This is a genomic window from Anaerococcus hydrogenalis DSM 7454 (assembly GCF_000173355.1).
In the GTDB taxonomy this organism is placed as follows: Bacteria; Bacillota; Clostridia; order Tissierellales; family Peptoniphilaceae; genus Anaerococcus; species Anaerococcus hydrogenalis.
Genome location: NZ_ABXA01000044.1, coordinates 70,603 through 86,202 on the forward strand (window position 1 = coordinate 70,603; position 15,600 = coordinate 86,202).

The 15,600-nt window shown below is 29.6% G+C and carries 18 protein-coding genes and 1 pseudogene; 11 read left to right on the forward strand and 8 right to left on the reverse strand.

Annotation, left to right across the window (positions count from 1 at the left end):
• Both ANHYDRO_RS08135 and ANHYDRO_RS08140 read left to right on the forward strand, forming a co-directional pair.
• A complete protein-coding gene (locus tag ANHYDRO_RS08135) occupies positions 1–399 on the forward strand; it encodes a phage holin family protein (RefSeq protein ID WP_004815545.1) in 399 nt (132 codons plus the stop codon).
• Positions 396–1,199 carry an N-acetylmuramoyl-L-alanine amidase gene (locus ANHYDRO_RS08140; RefSeq protein ID WP_004815548.1) on the forward strand — a complete coding sequence of 268 codons (804 nt, stop codon included), beginning with the start codon at positions 396–398 and terminating at the stop codon, positions 1,197–1,199. Before ANHYDRO_RS08135 ends, ANHYDRO_RS08140 begins: the two co-directional genes overlap by 4 nt.
• A 37-nt stretch (positions 1,200–1,236) precedes the next feature.
• Here the strand turns inward: ANHYDRO_RS08140 and ANHYDRO_RS08145 are convergent, their stop codons facing one another.
• The 8 genes from ANHYDRO_RS08145 to ANHYDRO_RS11280 all read right to left on the reverse strand — a co-directional run bounded on the left by ANHYDRO_RS08145 (position 1,237) and on the right by ANHYDRO_RS11280 (position 4,973).
• Positions 1,237–1,782 (reverse strand): SdpI family protein, encoded by a 546-nt coding sequence (locus tag ANHYDRO_RS08145; protein ID WP_004815550.1) that lies wholly within the window; start codon positions 1,780–1,782, stop codon positions 1,237–1,239.
• Positions 1,748–1,879 (reverse strand): hypothetical protein, encoded by a 132-nt coding sequence (locus ANHYDRO_RS11275; RefSeq protein ID WP_004815552.1) that lies wholly within the window; start codon positions 1,877–1,879, stop codon positions 1,748–1,750. Before ANHYDRO_RS11275 ends, ANHYDRO_RS08145 begins: the two co-directional genes overlap by 35 nt.
• Positions 1,869–2,144 (reverse strand): autorepressor SdpR family transcription factor, encoded by a 276-nt coding sequence (locus ANHYDRO_RS08150; protein ID WP_004815554.1) that lies wholly within the window; start codon positions 2,142–2,144, stop codon positions 1,869–1,871. Before ANHYDRO_RS08150 ends, ANHYDRO_RS11275 begins: the two co-directional genes overlap by 11 nt.
• A gap of 133 nt (positions 2,145–2,277) precedes the next feature.
• A complete protein-coding gene (locus ANHYDRO_RS08155; RefSeq protein ID WP_039914460.1) occupies positions 2,278–2,715 on the reverse strand; it encodes an ABC transporter permease in 438 nt (145 codons plus the stop codon).
• A gap of 5 nt (positions 2,716–2,720) precedes the next feature.
• Positions 2,721–3,053 carry a hypothetical protein gene (locus ANHYDRO_RS10905; protein ID WP_004815558.1) on the reverse strand — a complete coding sequence of 111 codons (333 nt, stop codon included), beginning with the start codon at positions 3,051–3,053 and terminating at the stop codon, positions 2,721–2,723.
• Positions 3,054–3,219: 166 nt separating this feature from the next.
• Complete coding sequence (locus ANHYDRO_RS10910; RefSeq protein ID WP_004815560.1) at positions 3,220–3,486, reverse strand: hypothetical protein; 267 nt, start codon at positions 3,484–3,486, stop codon at positions 3,220–3,222.
• Positions 3,452–4,612 (reverse strand): ABC transporter ATP-binding protein, encoded by a 1,161-nt coding sequence (locus tag ANHYDRO_RS09785; RefSeq protein WP_004815562.1) that lies wholly within the window; start codon positions 4,610–4,612, stop codon positions 3,452–3,454. The genes ANHYDRO_RS10910 and ANHYDRO_RS09785 overlap by 35 nt, the downstream gene beginning before the upstream one ends.
• Positions 4,575–4,973, reverse strand: a complete 399-nt coding sequence (locus tag ANHYDRO_RS11280) for an ATP-binding cassette domain-containing protein (RefSeq protein ID WP_004815565.1) — start codon at positions 4,971–4,973, stop codon at positions 4,575–4,577. Before ANHYDRO_RS11280 ends, ANHYDRO_RS09785 begins: the two co-directional genes overlap by 38 nt.
• 97 nt (positions 4,974–5,070) lie before the next feature.
• Between ANHYDRO_RS11280 and ANHYDRO_RS08180 the strand changes: the two genes are divergently transcribed.
• From ANHYDRO_RS08180 to ANHYDRO_RS08220, 9 genes and pseudogenes are all read left to right on the forward strand, one after another.
• Entirely contained in the window at positions 5,071–6,063 is a 993-nt protein-coding gene (locus ANHYDRO_RS08180; RefSeq protein WP_004815567.1) for an alpha-amylase family protein, read from the forward strand.
• Between the two features lie 19 nt (positions 6,064–6,082).
• Complete coding sequence (locus tag ANHYDRO_RS08185) at positions 6,083–6,757, forward strand: hydrolase (RefSeq protein ID WP_039914467.1); 675 nt, start codon at positions 6,083–6,085, stop codon at positions 6,755–6,757.
• A 381-nt stretch (positions 6,758–7,138) separates the two neighbouring features.
• The gene (locus ANHYDRO_RS08190; RefSeq protein WP_004815571.1) at positions 7,139–8,071 is read left to right on the forward strand and encodes a P1 family peptidase; all 933 of its coding nucleotides are present in this window, start codon (positions 7,139–7,141) and stop codon (positions 8,069–8,071) included.
• Between the two features lie 98 nt (positions 8,072–8,169).
• Entirely contained in the window at positions 8,170–8,454 is a 285-nt protein-coding gene (rpsF, locus tag ANHYDRO_RS08195) for a 30S ribosomal protein S6 (protein WP_004815573.1), read from the forward strand.
• Positions 8,455–8,985, forward strand: coding sequence for a single-stranded DNA-binding protein (locus tag ANHYDRO_RS08200; protein WP_004815575.1), 531 nt, complete (start codon positions 8,455–8,457; stop codon positions 8,983–8,985).
• A gap of 16 nt (positions 8,986–9,001) precedes the next feature.
• A complete protein-coding gene (gene rpsR / locus ANHYDRO_RS08205) occupies positions 9,002–9,226 on the forward strand; it encodes a 30S ribosomal protein S18 (RefSeq protein WP_004815577.1) in 225 nt (74 codons plus the stop codon).
• 203 nt (positions 9,227–9,429) lie between these two features.
• The gene (gene mnmL, locus ANHYDRO_RS08210; RefSeq protein WP_244261674.1) at positions 9,430–10,233 is read left to right on the forward strand and encodes a tRNA modification radical SAM protein MnmL/YtqA; all 804 of its coding nucleotides are present in this window, start codon (positions 9,430–9,432) and stop codon (positions 10,231–10,233) included.
• Positions 10,218–10,823 carry an isochorismatase family protein gene (locus ANHYDRO_RS08215; protein ID WP_004815580.1) on the forward strand — a complete coding sequence of 202 codons (606 nt, stop codon included), beginning with the start codon at positions 10,218–10,220 and terminating at the stop codon, positions 10,821–10,823. Before mnmL ends, ANHYDRO_RS08215 begins: the two co-directional genes overlap by 16 nt.
• A gap of 323 nt (positions 10,824–11,146) precedes the next feature.
• Positions 11,147–15,407: pseudogene (locus ANHYDRO_RS08220) on the forward strand (acyl-CoA dehydratase activase-related protein).
• Positions 15,408–15,600 lie beyond the last annotated feature (193 nt).

A 15,600-nucleotide genomic window follows, 5' to 3' on the forward strand; every position in this document is an offset into this window, starting at 1 on the left:
ATGGAAAAATTTAAGGAAGTTTTTGCCTTTATTTTTACTCTTATGGGATCTTTTTTGGGATTTTATTTTGGTGAAATTGACGGATTTGTTTATAGTCTTTTATGTTTTGTTATAGCTGATTATATGACAGGAATTCTAAGGGCAGGAGTAGATGGAAAACTTTCTTCAAAGATAGGTTTTAAGGGAATAGCTAAGAAACTTATGATTTTTATTCTTGTTGGAATTGGAAATTTGTGTGACAAAAACCTAATTAAATCTGAACCAATGATTAAGACTGCTATTATATTTTTCTATATAGCTAATGAGGGACTTTCTATTTTGGAAAACTCTCTTGCTATTGGTTTACCTATTCCAATGAAATTAAAAGTTTTATTAGAACAATTTAAGGAGGAAAAATGACTAATAGTAAATTAATTGATGATATAATTTTATCACCAAACCATAGTGGTTTAAGAAATGAGAAAATTTCAAAAATTGCCATCCATCATGCAGCAGGAATAATTAAGGCTAGAGATTTGGCAAGGATTTTTCTGCCAAGGCAAAGGCAGGCATCTTCCAATTATATGATAGGATCAGATGGAAAAATTATTTTGGGAGTCGATGAAAGAAATAGGGCGTGGACAACTTCATCATCCTGGTGCGATAACCGTGCTATTACAATCGAAGTAGGAAATTCTACAAGAGGTCCAAGTTGGGAAGTTTCTGACTTTGTTTTAAATAGGTTAATTGACTTGGTGACAGATATTTGCAGGAGAAATAATATTTATCCTTGTACTTATACAGGAAATAAAAATGGCGTTTTGCAAAAACATGAGTGGTATGCAAATACAAATTGCCCAGGGCCATATCTTGGAAATAAATTTTCTTTTATAGCAAGTGAAGTTAACAAAAGGCTTGATAAAGATTATAAGGAAAATTTATATAGGGTAAGAAAATCTTTTAGTGATAAAAAAAGTCAAAAAGGAGCCTTTAAATCTATAGATAATGCCAAAAAATGTGCTGATAAATATAGGTTAAAGGTATTTGATGAAGATGGAAATGAAATTTATCCTAGAAAGAATTTAAAATCAATCGATACTCTTGCAAGAGAAGTTATAAGAGGAGATTGGGGAAATGGAAATGAGAGGAAAAAAAGATTGACCGAGGCAGGATATGATTATTATGCCGTACAAAGAAGGGTTAATCAGATTTTAAGTTAAGAAAAAAGCATTGAATTATTCAATGCTTTTTTTGTGTTTAAATTCCATTTTTGTATAGATAAAAAGAATAAATCATTGGAATAAAAAATATTACAGCTATGGTTATTAAAATTAAATATTGATTTCCCACAAATGGACTTAATAAGAAAATAAGTCCACCTAATATAAAAGTATAGCCACCAAGTCTGTGAGTTTTTCTCCAATTTTCGTCACTATTTAAGGTCCAAGGAAGTTTTATTCCAACCGTATAATTTCTTTTAGTTTTTGGAAGATAGTTTCCTATTATAATTAAGAGAAAACCTACAAATAAAGATACTATCACCATAACATTTATTTCTTTACCTAAACCATAAAAAACGCTTATCATGAAGGTTATAAGTAAAACGAGTGGAACAGTAGCTTTTCCAATTAATATTATAAGCTTATTTTTATTTATGTTTTTTGGATCATTATCTAACATAAAACAAGAAAAAATATTTATTAATATTAAAAATATTGGAGTTTTTATAAAAGCACTAAACTTAGTGGAATAATCATCAATTTCATTGTTAAAGCCCCAGTGAGTTGGTATAGTTTCTGGCATTTTTTTTGTAAAATAATAAATTTACAAGGGCAAATAGCAAGATTGAAAAAACTATTGATATTATACTTTCTTTTTTAAATTTTATTTTATTTTTCATTTTCTCCTCCTTTAAATTTTACAAACCAAGCCATTATTTCTTCAAAAATACTTGTGTTCAGCTCATAATAAATAAAATTTTTCTTTTTTGTTTCATAGATTAAATCTTCATTTTTTAATAATTTTAAATGGTGGGAGATGGTTGCCCTTGATAGGTCAAAATTTTTGGCAATTTCTCCTGCATTCATACGCCCTTTTTTTCTTAATAAATTTAAAATTTCAATCCTTACTGGATCTGATAAGGCTTTAAAAGTATCAGAAAACAAAAAATCACCAACCTTTCATTCTATTTTGATAATTATCTAAATAGCTATTTTTATTATAGATTCTAAATAAAAAAAAGTCAAATCTATTTTGAAAAATATCTAAATAGATTTGACTTGAAATTATTTTTAAATTTTATTCACTTTGCAAAGCCTCAACCGGGTCTTTTTTAGATGCTATTGATGATGGAATAATTCCTGCAATTAAGGTTAGTAAAACTGAAATTATTACAAGAATTACACCAGCTTTTATAGGAAGTGATGACCTAATATAGGAAATATTTGTCATATTTTGTATGATTTTACTTATTGGAATATTTAAAAGGATTGTGACAATAACTCCAAGAAGTCCTGACAATAGTCCTTCCATAAAAGTTTCTGACAAGAAAACTTTTCTAATATCTTTTTTGCTAGCACCAATTGACCTTAAAATTCCTATTTCTTTTGTCCTTTCTAAAACGGAAATATAGGTTATTATTCCAATCATTATTGATGAAACTATTAGAGAAATCCCTACAAAGGCAATTAGTACATAAGAAATTGCATTTATTATTGTTCTTATTGATGAAGTCAAAAGTCCTACAAAATCTGTGTAGTGGATTTGGTCTTTTTCTTTTTATTTTTGTTAAAATCATCAATTATGTTTTTTACCTTGTCCCTGTTTTCAAAATTTTCCACATAAATTTTTATTTCAGATGGGGCATTTTTGGAAACATAACCAAAATTTTCTAGGTTATTTTGGTAAGAATTTGATTGGAGTTTTTCATCGTATAATTTATCCAAGACCTTATCTTCTGGATCTTTTAGGAAAAGTCCAATTATATCCATATTTTGTCCTTGTTTTTGTCCGACTTGTGGATTCATTGATGCTTTTTTGATATTTTCTTTTAATTTATCAGAATTTGCAAGCAAAAATGATTGGGCTTCTAATTTTTGGTCAGCTTCTAAATTTTTAAGATATGACTTACTTGCCTTTCTTTTTTCTTGGTCTTTTGCTTTAAAGGCAATATTATTTAAAATATTTATGTCTTTATTTTTTCTTGGTCTTTTACAATTTGAGACTCTCCTGCTCTTTTTATCATCTGATCAGTAAATTTTGATGTAAAACCAAGAGGGGCAGTATTTGTTTGATTTGTTTCGCTATCTTTTTTGCCCTGGCAATTCCTACTATTTTTATTTTGTAGGCATTTTCTATAGCTTTTTTCTTTTCATTTTCATCATCTTTTATATTTTTGTACTTATTATTTTCTTTTTTATAAAAATCAGCAGGTATTAAGGCCTTAAATTCATGGCCTATTAAGTCCTTTGTTTTATTTTTGATGGTCAAGTTTAATTTTTTCTCCATCTTTCATTTTATTTAAGATATTTTTGTAGTCTTTTTTTGGTAAAATTCCAAGTTCATACAAGCTTTCCCTATCAACAGAATTATTTTTGTCTGTAAATAAAACCAATTCATTGGCATTTTCTGGCCATTTTCCATCAATCAAATCATATTCTTCTTTTACAATATTTGAAATTGATCCATCCTTGTTAGAAATTATTTGCCTAAAATTTTTGTGTTCACTTGATCCTATATTAAAAATTGAAGGATTATTTGATGAAAACATATTGTCATCGTCATCTTTAAAATCTGACCCATCAGTATTTATAAGATTTCCATCCTTATCTTTTCCATATATTTGCAAATTTAAGTTATAAATATAGTTTGTTGAATGTTTTCCAATTGTTTTACTTAAATTTTTCTTATCCAGATAGGACTTAAATGGAGATAGGTTATTTTCCGAAATTGACGATGTAAGGGTTGATTTTCTTTTTAAAATATCATTATTTGCTAAAATATTTTTATCATCTTTATTGTGAATTTCATCTCCTGCAGGATCTCTCATGAAATTTTCCCCAAGATTTAGGCTTTCTTCCTTAATTTCTATGGGATAAGATTTTAAGGTTTTTCTTTGACTTTCCTTTATAAAATCATCAACCCCATTTGAAAGAGATAGGATTAAGGCTATTCCAATAATTCCTATTGATCCTGCAAAGGCTGTGAGGATAGTCCTTGCTTTTTTTGTCAAAAGGTTGTTAAAAGAAAGTTTTAGGGCAGTTGGAAGGGAGAGGGATAATTTTTTTGTCTTAAATTCATCTCTTGTTTTTTCTTCTTCATATGGGTTGGTATCTGATAAAATTTTCCCATCTTTTAATCTTACAATCCTTGTTGAATACTTTTCTGCCAATTCTGGATTGTGAGTTACAATAATTACAAGTCTGTCTTTGGCAACTTCTTTTAACAAATTCATAATTTCTTTGGAAGTTTCTGTATCAAGGGCTCCTGTTGGCTCATCGGCAAGAATTATTTCCGGATTATTTACAAGGGCTCGGGCAATGGCAACTCTTTGCATTTGTCCACCTGATAATTGGGCAGGTTTTTTGTAAATATGATCAGATAGTCCTACTTTTCCCAGGGCTTTTTTTGCCAAATCCTCCCTTAGATTTTTTTTTCTCACCAGAAAGAGTCAAGGCAAGTTCTACATTTTTTAAGATATTTTGATGGCCAATTAGGTTATAGGATTGAAAAACGAAGCCGACCGACCTGTTTCTATAATAATCCCAATCCCTATCCTTAAATTTTTTGGTAGAGCGTCCATCTATGATTAAATCTCCTGATGTATAATTCATAAGGCCGCCGATTATATTTAAAAGGCTAGTTTTTCCACCACCAGATGGGCCTAAAATTGAAACAAATTCATTTTTTCTAAATGAAATATTTATATCATCAAGAGCTTTTTGTTCACTTTCTCCTGTTTTATAAATTTTACTAATATTTTTAAGCTCTAACATATTAATCCTTTCTTTAATTGTAGCTTTGTTTATTATACTCTTATTTTGTGTTTGATTATTTAGATTTAAAAAATATAATGTAAATATAAGGAGAATTATGGGAGATATTTTTTATAGGACTTACCCAAAAAAATTTAATAAAGATAGATCAAATTTGGGATTTTTGGATATTTATGACCTTGATGCAAGGTTTATGATAGGAAAAATTTTGGGAATTGATTATATAATAATTGAAGGTATTTTTATAAATTTTTTTCAGATAAATAAATTATTTGGTCAAAGATCTGATTTTGAAAATCAAATTTTAAAGGCTCATGATTTGGGTTTAAAAGTTATTTTGAGAATGGATTTAGAAAAAATTTCCAATGAAAGTCAATTAGTAAACATAATAAATTTTTGGAAAGAAAGAGAAGTTGACGGTTTTTTATTTGATAATAGTCAAGATTTTGAAAATATTTTCGAAAAATTTGATATGAAATTTATTGTAAATTCCAAAGAAAATAAGGATGAATTTATCCCTAGCCTAGACTTATCGGATACTTACAAAAATATTGACTTTAAGTCTTATATTTTGGAAGAAAATAAAAAAGATGTGGGATTTTCTTTAAATAAAGACCTGGGTTTTATTTCTGAAAATATTTTGGATTTTAAACATTTTCACACAAATTGTGCAAAACTTTTGGCTATCATAACTATATTAAGGAAAAATGATATTTTTATAAAAGAAGGGGAGGAAACTCTCTTTAATATTGAGGATCTTGCTTTTAGTGAAAGAAAGGAAATATTTGATTTTTACAAAAAATTAATAGTCTTAAGCTATGATTATTCTGACTTAATAAATAGTGGATATTTTTCCTTAAATTTCAAGGACGAAGATGTTTTAGCCTATCTTTATTATAGAAAAAACAAGGCCTTTATTATAATAAATAACCTCTCCCAAAAAAATATTTTATTAAAATTGCCAGGATTTTTGGATGTGAAAAAGGCTATCTTTGTAGTTGGAAATATTTCTAAAAGAGAAATTTTTGAAAATATAAACTTAAGATCTTACGAATCTTTTGCCTTTATTTGTCCAATAGTTGGAATATAAATTAAAAAAGGAGACAATTATGGAAGAAAAAATGAAAAAATTTGTACCCCAAGTACACTCTAAACTAAGAAAATCATTTATAACAGTGCCAGAGGAAATTTACAGGGCAAGTGGGATAAAAATTTATGAAAAAAGAATAAAATCTCTTTTATTTACAACCGACCTTGCCATAATTAGAAATACAAATGCAGATTCTATAATGGCAGTTTATCCTTACACACCACAAAATACAATTGCCCAATCAATAATTTCTACGGCATCAGTTCCTTGTTTTATTGGTGTTGGTGGAGGAACAACTCAAGGAGCAAGGTCAAAATACATAGCCTTTGATGCAGAACTTGAAGGAGCTTATGGGGTTGTTGTAAATTCCCCAATTCCAAACAAGGACATAAAGGCAATTTCAGAATTTGTGGATATTCCAGTAATTGCAACTGTAACGGGATTTAAAGATGATGTTGTTGGAAAAATAGAAGCAGGAGCTGAAATTTTAAATGTATCAGGAGGACCAAAAACTCCAGAGTTATTAGTTGAAATAAGAAAATTAATTGGAGATGAATTCCCAATAATTGCAACAGGTGGCAAAAAACCAGAATCAATTTTAAAAACAATAAAGGCAGGAGCAAATGCCATATCCTATACAGCACCTTCATCTGCAGAAGTTTTTGCAGAAATGATGGATAAGTATAGGAAGTAGGATTAATATTATTTATTAGCCGATAAATTTAGGAAATATTTATAATTTATGTCTAAAGTTAATCAAATAGATCTCTCGGCTACTAAAACTTATTTGAGTTACAAACTTTTCCGTGTTTTCACACTAGTTTTAGGGATAAATGTGCCAAATCAAGGCACATTTATCTGCTCGAGATGGTTTATTGCTGTATTTATTTTTAGGCTAAAGTTTAGGTTTAATAAAATTATATTAATAATTTAAATCTTAAGTTTATTTTTTTAATTAGATAAGCTACAAACCCATCTCGACCTTGTGGAGAGATCTCTTGATGGCTATTAGTTGTATAAGAAAGATTAAGCTTAATATATTAATATAATTTTAAATTTGTAACAAGGAGAAAAAATGTATAAGGGTTACATTACCGACATCGAAGGAATAAAAGTTGGTCATGCTCAAAATTTTGATGCAGGAACAGGTCTTACAGTTTTAATTCCTCCAAGGGGAAATACTGCAAGTGTTGATGTAAGAGGGGGAGGACCTGGGACTCGTGAAACTGATTTATTAAATCCTGTAAATACTGTAAGCGAAGTTTCAGCTATCGTTTTATCTGGAGGTTCATCTTATGGTCTTGCATGTTCAATTGGAGTTGTTGAAGAATTGGAAAAAGATGGGATTGGTTTTAAGGTTACAAGCGGAATTGTTCCCATAGTTCCACAAGCAATTTTGTACGATTTGGATTATAAATCTTATAAAATTAGACCAGACAAAAAAATGGGAAGTGATGCTTATAAAAATGCAAGTTTTGATGAAAATCGTCAAGGAATAATTGGAGCAGGTACTGGAGCTACAGTTGGAAAGGCCTTGGGAAAAGGATTTTCTATGAAATCAGGACTAGGATCTGCAACAATAAGTCTTGGAGATTTAAAAGTGTCTGCAATAGTTGCTGTAAATGCCATGGGAGATATTTTTGATGATGAAAAAAATAAACAAATAGCAGGAATTTTAAAAAATAATAAATTTATTCCAACTATTGAAGTTTTAGAAAAAATTTCTGAAAAAAATTCTTTGAACACAACAATTGGAATTGTTGCAACAAATGGAAAATTTTCTAAAACTGAACTTAGAAAAATCGCCTCAATGACTCACAACGGTTATGCCAGAGCTATAAGACCCGTTCATACTATGATGGATGGAGATACAATTTTCTCTCTTGCAACTAATAAAGTAAAGGCAGATTTAAATCTTGTAGGAAGCCTTGGAGCAAAAGTTATGGCTCGTGCGATTGCAAATGCAATTTATTTTTCAAAAATAGAAAATTCTTCTGAATTTATTTAAGAAATTTATTGACTTTTTAAATAGATTATAGTAACATAGATAAGAATTCTCTACTCCGACAATAGATCGGGGTCAAAGACCAAAGGGAGGTGAATAAGATGAATAACTACGAAGCAGTATTGATTTACAAACCAGAAGTTTCAGATGAAGAGAGAAATAAATCTTTAGAAATCTTCAAAGGCATTATAGCTGATAATGGAGAAGTAGAATCTGTAGATGACTGGGGAAAAAGAAAACTTGCATACGAAATCAATTATATCAAAGAAGGATATTATTATATCGTTGATTTTAAAGCTAGTGGTGACCACATCAAAGAATTTGAAAGAAGATTAAGAATATCTGATTTAATTCTAAGATTCATGGTAATCAGAAAAGAGGACTAAATGAATAAAGTTTTTCTTATAGGAAGACTTACAAAAGATCCTGACTTGAGATATACTCAACAAGGACAAGCAGTTGTTAGTTTTTCCTTAGCAGTTGATAGAGGTTTAAGTAAACAAAAAAGACAAGAAATGGAATCAATGAATCGTCCAACAGCTGATTTTCCACGAATTACAGTATGGGGAGTACAAGCTGAAAATGTATCAAGATATCTTAAAAAAGGAAATCAATGTGCGATAGATGGTAGAATCCAAACAGGATCTTACCAAGATAAAGATGGAAAAATGGTCTATACAACAGATGTTGTAGCAGACAGGGTTGAATTTTTAGAATCAAGATCAGAAGGTCAATATCAAAATAACAACAATCCAATGAACCAAGATAATGGTTTTGGAGATATGAACCAAGACAGATCCTACAATAATTCAAATAATTTCCAACAAAATAACAATCAAAACATGAATAATAATAACGATGACTTTTTTGACGATGACTTTACAGAAATTGAAGACGACGGAAGAATTCCTTTCTAGATTTTAGGAGGATAAAATGCGTAGAAATTTCAGACCAAGAAAAAAAGTCGATCCATTTGTCAAAGACCCTTCAAAAGTAATAGATTATAAGGATATTGATACTCTAAAAAGATTTATTTCTGATAGAGGAAAAATCCTTCCAAGAAGAGTTACAGGACTAAATGCGAAACATCAAAGAGAAATTACAAGAGCAATCAAAAGAGCTAGACAAGTAGCTTTATTGCCATACGAAGATAATTAAAGATAAATAGAATATAAAACTTTCAATAAGCAAGCAAAAGATACCGAGAGGTGTCTTTTTTTTATATAAAAGTAAAATAAAATTATGGAAATAAATAAAAAAAGATATAGGGATCTAGATTCTTATTTTAAAAAAAGTTTTAATAAAAAATAATAAAAATTCCCCTTGATGGGGGATTTACTTGTCCAAATAGGGACGGAAAAATTTCAAAATTAGGCTGTATTTATTGCTCAGAAAATGGAGCTGGAGATTTTACAAAATATGATGATTTGGATAAGCAAATTGATTTTCAAATAAATAGATTAAAAAAAGAAAATAGAAAAGAAGGCTATATGGCATATTTTCAAAATTTCACCTCAACCTATGGGAATATCCAAAAGATGAAAAAATTATTTTATGGGGCAATAAATAATCCTAATATTATGGGGCTTTCTATTGCAACTCGTGCAGATTGCCTTTCAGATGAGGTTATAGACTTACTGGATGATTTAAATAAAAAAACTTTTCTTGTTGTAGAACTAGGCCTTCAATCTGTAAATGAAAAATCTATAGAATTTATAAATAGGGGCTATAGCCACAAGGAATTTGATCAGGGTCTTTTGAAATTAAATGAAAAAAATATAAAAACTTTGGCCCATATTATCATTGGTCTTCCTAATGAAGATATTGATGATTTTTTAAATGACATCTCTTATATAAACAAAAGAAAGTTTTGGGGGATTAAAGTTCACAATCTTTATATAGAAAAAGGCTCAAGAATTTATAATTATTATTTGAAAAATCAAAATGACTTTACTATGACTTTGGATCAGTATGTGGATTATGTTATACTTATTTTGGAGAATTTAGATCCAAATATAATCATCCAAAGACTAACAGGTGATGGACGTCGTGATAAAATTATTTGGCCAATTTGGTCAAAAAACAAGGCAAGGGTCTTATCGACTATTGATAAAAAATTAAAAGATGAAGATAAAAAGCAGGGGGATTTATGGAAAGAGAAATAGGAAATTTTTATATTGAAGGCTATAATTTTGATACAAAAACTTATGATAATAAGGAAAATACACTTTTGTTGGTGATAGACCTACAAGAAAAATTGATGCCAGCAATTTTTGAGTCTGAAAAAATTGTAAAAAGATCAGCGACACTTTTAAAAGTTTTTGATATGTATGGAATGAAAAAAATTGCAACAGAACAATATCCAAAAGGTCTTGGCCAAAGCCTAGAAGATATTAAAGAGTATCTTGATGATGACCATATTTTTTCAAAAACAAGCTTTGATGCAATAACTGATGAAGTTTCTTCTTATTTAAAAGAAAATAAGATAACAAATGTAGTAATTACAGGAGCTGAAAGTCATATTTGTGTATTTCAAACAGTAAGAAGATTATTATTTGAAGGCTACAAGGTTTTTGTAGTGGAAGATGCAGTCTCAAGCTTTAATAAAGAACAAAAAGATTTGGGATTAAAAGCAATTTCTGATATGGGAGCAAGCCTTGTAAATACAGAAATGTTAATGTTTGACTTGGCAAGCGATGCAAAGGATGAAAATTTTAAAGAAATTTCTAAAATGGTAAAAGATTTAAGAAAATAATTATTGCCTTCTTTATGAAGGCTTTTTTTATGCTTATTTTTATCGTTTTTTATAATATATAATTTCTGAATAATCCTTGATAATTTTGAGAATTTAATTTACTATATAGTGATACAAGTTTGAATGATAATTTTACCAAGTTTTTATATAAATTTTAAATTATTTTACAAAATAATTTTCATATAATTTAATGGATAAAACCAACTTATTTGCTTGTATTTACTTTTTATTGTAATAGAATATATATAGTGGAATTTTATAAAAATTCTATGATGATTTTAAATATAAAATATTTTTTTAAGATATATAGGAAAGGATAGAATATGAATTTACATATGGGTCTTGATGTCGGCTCTACGACTGTAAAGATTGTTATTACTGATGATAAGTTTAACACTCTTTATTCTGTCTACAGAAGGCATAAATCAGATGTAAAACAAACAGTTACAGACGTTTTAAATGAAGCTTATGATAGGTTCAAAGATGATTTTTTGACAGTTAATGTCACAGGCTCAGGTGGAATGTTTGTTGAAAAATATTTGGGAATTAATTTTGTCCAAGAAGTTATTGCAGAAACTAGGGCAATAAAAGAATTTATTCCCAATACTGATGTTGTGATTGAACTTGGTGGTGAGGATTCAAAAATAACTTATCTTAAAGGTTCTGTTGAACAAAGAATGAACTCTATTTGCGCTGGTGGTACTGGCGCTTTTATTGACCAAATGGCAGCCCTTCTTGATACTGATGCGCAAGGATTAAATGAGCTTAGCAAAAATTATAAAAAAATTTATCCTATAGCAAGTCGTTGTGGAGTTTTTGCAAAAACTGATATCCAAGCTTTAATGAACCAAGGAGCTAGCAGGGAAGATATAGCTATTTCTGTTTTCCAATCAGTTGTAAATCAAACAATTTCAAACCTTGCCTGTGGTAGGCCTATTAAGGGAAATGTAACTTTTTTAGGTGGACCACTACATTTTTTAAAGGCTCTTAGAGATAGATTTATAGAAACTTTAGGAGAAGAAGAAAATAATTTTTATATTCCAGACGATGCCCAAACTTATGTGGCAAAGGGTGCTGCAATTTTATCAAAGGATGAAAAGCCTATTTCTTATAAATCACTTATTAAATCTTTGAGAGAAGATAAAAAAGTGGATATGGAAATGACCAAAAAAATGGATAGGCTTTTTGATAATGAAAAAGATTATGAAAATTTTAAGAAAAACCATGAAACAAATCTTGTAAAATATAAAGATATAGAAGATTATGAGGGAGAAATTTTCCTAGGAATAGATGCAGGATCTACTACTTCAAAAATTGTCCTAATTAGTGAAGATAATGAAATACTACACCAAGATTATAGGATGAATCTTGGAAAACCACTTGAAGTTGTAATTTCTATGCTAAAAGATGCTTACAAAAAAATTTCACCAAAAGCAAAAATTGTCTCATCAGGAATTTGTGGTTATGGGGAAGAGTTTATTAGAAAGGCTCTTCATATTGACAACGGAGAAGTTGAAACTATCGCCCATTATTCTGCAGCTAAATTTTTTGATCCAGAGGTAGACTTTATTTTGGATATTGGTGGCCAAGATATGAAGGCTATGCATATTCGTGATGGAATTATCGATTCTATCCAATTAAATGAATCATGTTCATCAGGCTGTGGGTCATTTTTGTCTACCTTTGCAGCAAGTGTTGGACTTTCTGTAGAAGAATTTCAAAAAAAAGGCTCTTTTTGCAAAAGAACCTGCAGATTTGGGTTCAAGATGCACAGTTTTTATGAATTCAAAGGTAAAACAAGCTCAAAAAGAAGGGGCTGATGTTTCTGATATAGCAGCAGGTCTTTGTTATTCAGTAATAAAAAATGCCATACAAAAAGTTATAAAAGTGCGTGATCCAAAATCTCTTGGAAAAAATATAGTTGTTCAAGGTGGAACTTTTTATGGGGATGCAATTTTAAGAGCCTTTGAAAAATTATCATCAAGAAGTGTAACCAGACCTGAAATTTCTGGACTTATGGGGGCTATGGGCATGGCCTTAATTTCTAAAGAAAAATCAACAGGCCATTCCAAAATTTTATCAGAAGCTGAGATAGATAATTTCACCTACACTCAAAAATCTGCAAGGTGTGGAAGATGTACCAACAATTGTTCGCTACAAATAAATATTTTCCCAGATGGGTCAAGATTTATTACAGGAAATAGGTGCGAAAGAGGGGCAGGAGTAAAACAAGAAGAAACTTTGGCCGATCTTAATATGTACAAATTCAAAAATAAATTATTATTTGATAGGAAGACCTTGGGAGAGAAAAATATTCTTGGAAAAGTTGGTCTTCCTAGAGTCTTAAATATGTACGAAGATTATCCTTTCTGGCATGAATTTTTCACCTCTCTTGGCTTTGATGTAGTTTTATCTGATAAGTCAAATAGGGAAATTTATGAAAAAGGAATTGCAACAATTTCATCAGAAACTGCCTGTTATCCTGCAAAAATTACCCATGGTCATATAGAAAATTTACTAGAAAAAGATATAGATATTTTATTTTATCCTGCAATTTTTTATGAATACAAGCAATTTGACAAGGCACAAAATCACATGAATTGTCCAGTTGTTTCAGGTTATCCTGATGTAATAGAAAATAATGTTGATGGGTTAAAAAATGTAAAATATATGGCGCCATATCTTTCATTTGAATCAGAAAAAATAATTTCTGATAGGCTAGTTGAAATTTTTGAAGGATATGAGCATGATGGATTTGTTTTAAAGAAAAACCAAATTATAAATGCAGTAAAAAATGCCTGGGTAAAACAGGAAGAATATCATGAAGATATTAGAAAAAAGGGAAGAGAAATTCTTGAATATGTTCATGTAAATAATGAAAAAGCAATAGTTCTTGCAGGTCGTCCTTACCATATTGATCCTGAAATAAATCACGGAATTCCAGAATTAATTGAATCTATGAGAATCCCAGTTTTATCTGAAGATGCTCTTGCCTATTCTACAGAAGATTTGGAAAATAAGACTAGAGTTTTGGATCAATGGTCTTATCATGCAAGACTTTACAGGGCAGCAGAATTTGTAGGAAAAGATCCATGTCTTCAATTGGTTCAACTAAATTCATTTGGTTGTGGGCTTGATGCAGTTACAACTGACCAAGTACAAGATATATTAGAAGCAAATGGAAAAATTTATACCTTATTAAAAATCGATGAAGTTTCAAACCTTGGAGCTGTAAAAATTAGGATTAGGTCATTAATTCAAGCCCTAAGCCAACAAAATGACGAAGATATTCACTTAAGAAAAAAAGAAGATAAGATATCTTATGAAAACCATGAATTTACCAAAGAGATGAAGGATGCGGGTTACACAATCCTTGCCCCACAAATGGCAAGAGAGCATTTTCAAATTTTGGAAAAACTTTTTAATGGCAGCGGATACAATATTGAATTTTTAAATAAGGTTGATGAAAAAGTTATTGATAATGGTTTAAAATATGTAAACAATGATTCATGTTATCCATCAATTACAGTTGTTGGCCAACTTATGGAGGCTGTAAATTCTGGAAGATATGATCCAAATAAACTAGCCCTATTAATGACTCAAACAGGTGGAGCTTGTCGTGCATCAAATTATGTTGGCTATATAAGAAAGGCCCTAAAAGATGCAGGTTATCCACAAATTCCCGTAATTGCTTTATCGGCCCAAGGAATAGAATCACATTCAGGCTTTGACCTTAAAAAAGTTTCAAATATTCCACTTTTAATAAATGCTCTTAGGTCCTTACTTTTGGGAGATTTAATAAATAGGGTTTCAAATGCAACAAGACCTTACGAAAAAGAAAAAGGATCTGTAAATAAATTAAAAGAAAAATGGATTGAAATTTGTAGGGATAATATTGTAAAAATGAGTTCAAAAACCTACAGAGAAATTATTAATGATATTGTAGAAGAATTTGATAATGTTGAAATTTTAGATATCAAAAAACCAAAGGCAGGAATTGTTGGAGAAATTCTTGTAAAATATTTACAAGAAGCAAATAACCATCTCCAAGATACTTTGGAAGAAGAAGGGGCAGAAGTTATTGTTCCGGATTTAATGGACTTTTTTATGTATTGCTTAAAAAATACAGAAATTAAAAAAGATTTATATGGAAAAAGCCCTTGGACAGCATTTTTCGGAAAAACTGTCATAAATACAATTGAAATTTATAGAAAGCCTATAAGAAAGGCCTTAAAAAATTCAAAAAGATTTTCAGAACCTGTTTATATAAATGATGTGGTAGATTTTGCAAAAGAAGTTACAAGTATAGGAAATCAAGCAGGAGAGGGTTGGCTACTTGCAGGAGAAATGGTAGAATTAATCCACCAAGATGCTCCAAATATTGTTTGTATCCAACCATTTGGTTGTCTTCCAAACCACATTACTGGAAAAGGGGTAATGAAAAAAATCAGAGAAATTTACCCACAAGCAAATATTGTAGCAATCGACTACGATCCGGGTGCAAGCGAAGTTAACCAAATTAATAGGGTCAAATTAATGATGAGTCAAGCTAGAGAAAATTTAAAAGAAAATGTAAAATTATAAAAAAATTTGACAAAAATTCAAAATATTTATATAATTCATTTAAGTTTAAGAAATAAATAAACTTAACAAAAAGAAGAGTAGCAAGAAAAACTGATTACAGAGAGATTCGTTTTGGTGAAAGAAGTAGATGGGTTTTTTGTGAACATGGTCTTTTTTTAGGAAAAGTCGATATTTAGATTTTTCCGGGTGCTCC

Excerpts from the sequence above, each read along its gene's own strand:
- ANHYDRO_RS11275 (WP_004815552.1), bottom strand. The coding sequence starts at position 1,879 with ATGAAAAATAAAATAAAATTTAAAAAAGAAAGTATAATATCAATAGTT.
- ANHYDRO_RS11280 (WP_004815565.1), bottom strand. The coding sequence starts at position 4,973 with ATGTTAGAGCTTAAAAATATTAGTAAAATTTATAAAACAGGAGAAAGT.
- ANHYDRO_RS08190 (WP_004815571.1), top strand. The coding sequence starts at position 7,139 with ATGTATAAGGGTTACATTACCGACATCGAAGGAATAAAAGTTGGTCAT.
- ANHYDRO_RS08215 (WP_004815580.1), top strand. The coding sequence starts at position 10,218 with ATGGAAAGAGAAATAGGAAATTTTTATATTGAAGGCTATAATTTTGAT.
- rpsF (WP_004815573.1), top strand. The coding sequence starts at position 8,170 with ATGAATAACTACGAAGCAGTATTGATTTACAAACCAGAAGTTTCAGAT.
- ANHYDRO_RS08140 (WP_004815548.1), top strand. The coding sequence starts at position 396 with ATGACTAATAGTAAATTAATTGATGATATAATTTTATCACCAAACCAT.
- ANHYDRO_RS08180 (WP_004815567.1), top strand. The coding sequence starts at position 5,071 with ATGGGAGATATTTTTTATAGGACTTACCCAAAAAAATTTAATAAAGAT.
- ANHYDRO_RS08200 (WP_004815575.1), top strand. The coding sequence starts at position 8,455 with ATGAATAAAGTTTTTCTTATAGGAAGACTTACAAAAGATCCTGACTTG.
- ANHYDRO_RS08135 (WP_004815545.1), top strand. The coding sequence starts at position 1 with ATGGAAAAATTTAAGGAAGTTTTTGCCTTTATTTTTACTCTTATGGGA.
- ANHYDRO_RS08145 (WP_004815550.1), bottom strand. The coding sequence starts at position 1,782 with ATGCCAGAAACTATACCAACTCACTGGGGCTTTAACAATGAAATTGAT.
- rpsR (WP_004815577.1), top strand. The coding sequence starts at position 9,002 with ATGCGTAGAAATTTCAGACCAAGAAAAAAAGTCGATCCATTTGTCAAA.
- ANHYDRO_RS08185 (WP_039914467.1), top strand. The coding sequence starts at position 6,083 with ATGGAAGAAAAAATGAAAAAATTTGTACCCCAAGTACACTCTAAACTA.
- ANHYDRO_RS10910 (WP_004815560.1), bottom strand. The coding sequence starts at position 3,486 with ATGGAGAAAAAATTAAACTTGACCATCAAAAATAAAACAAAGGACTTA.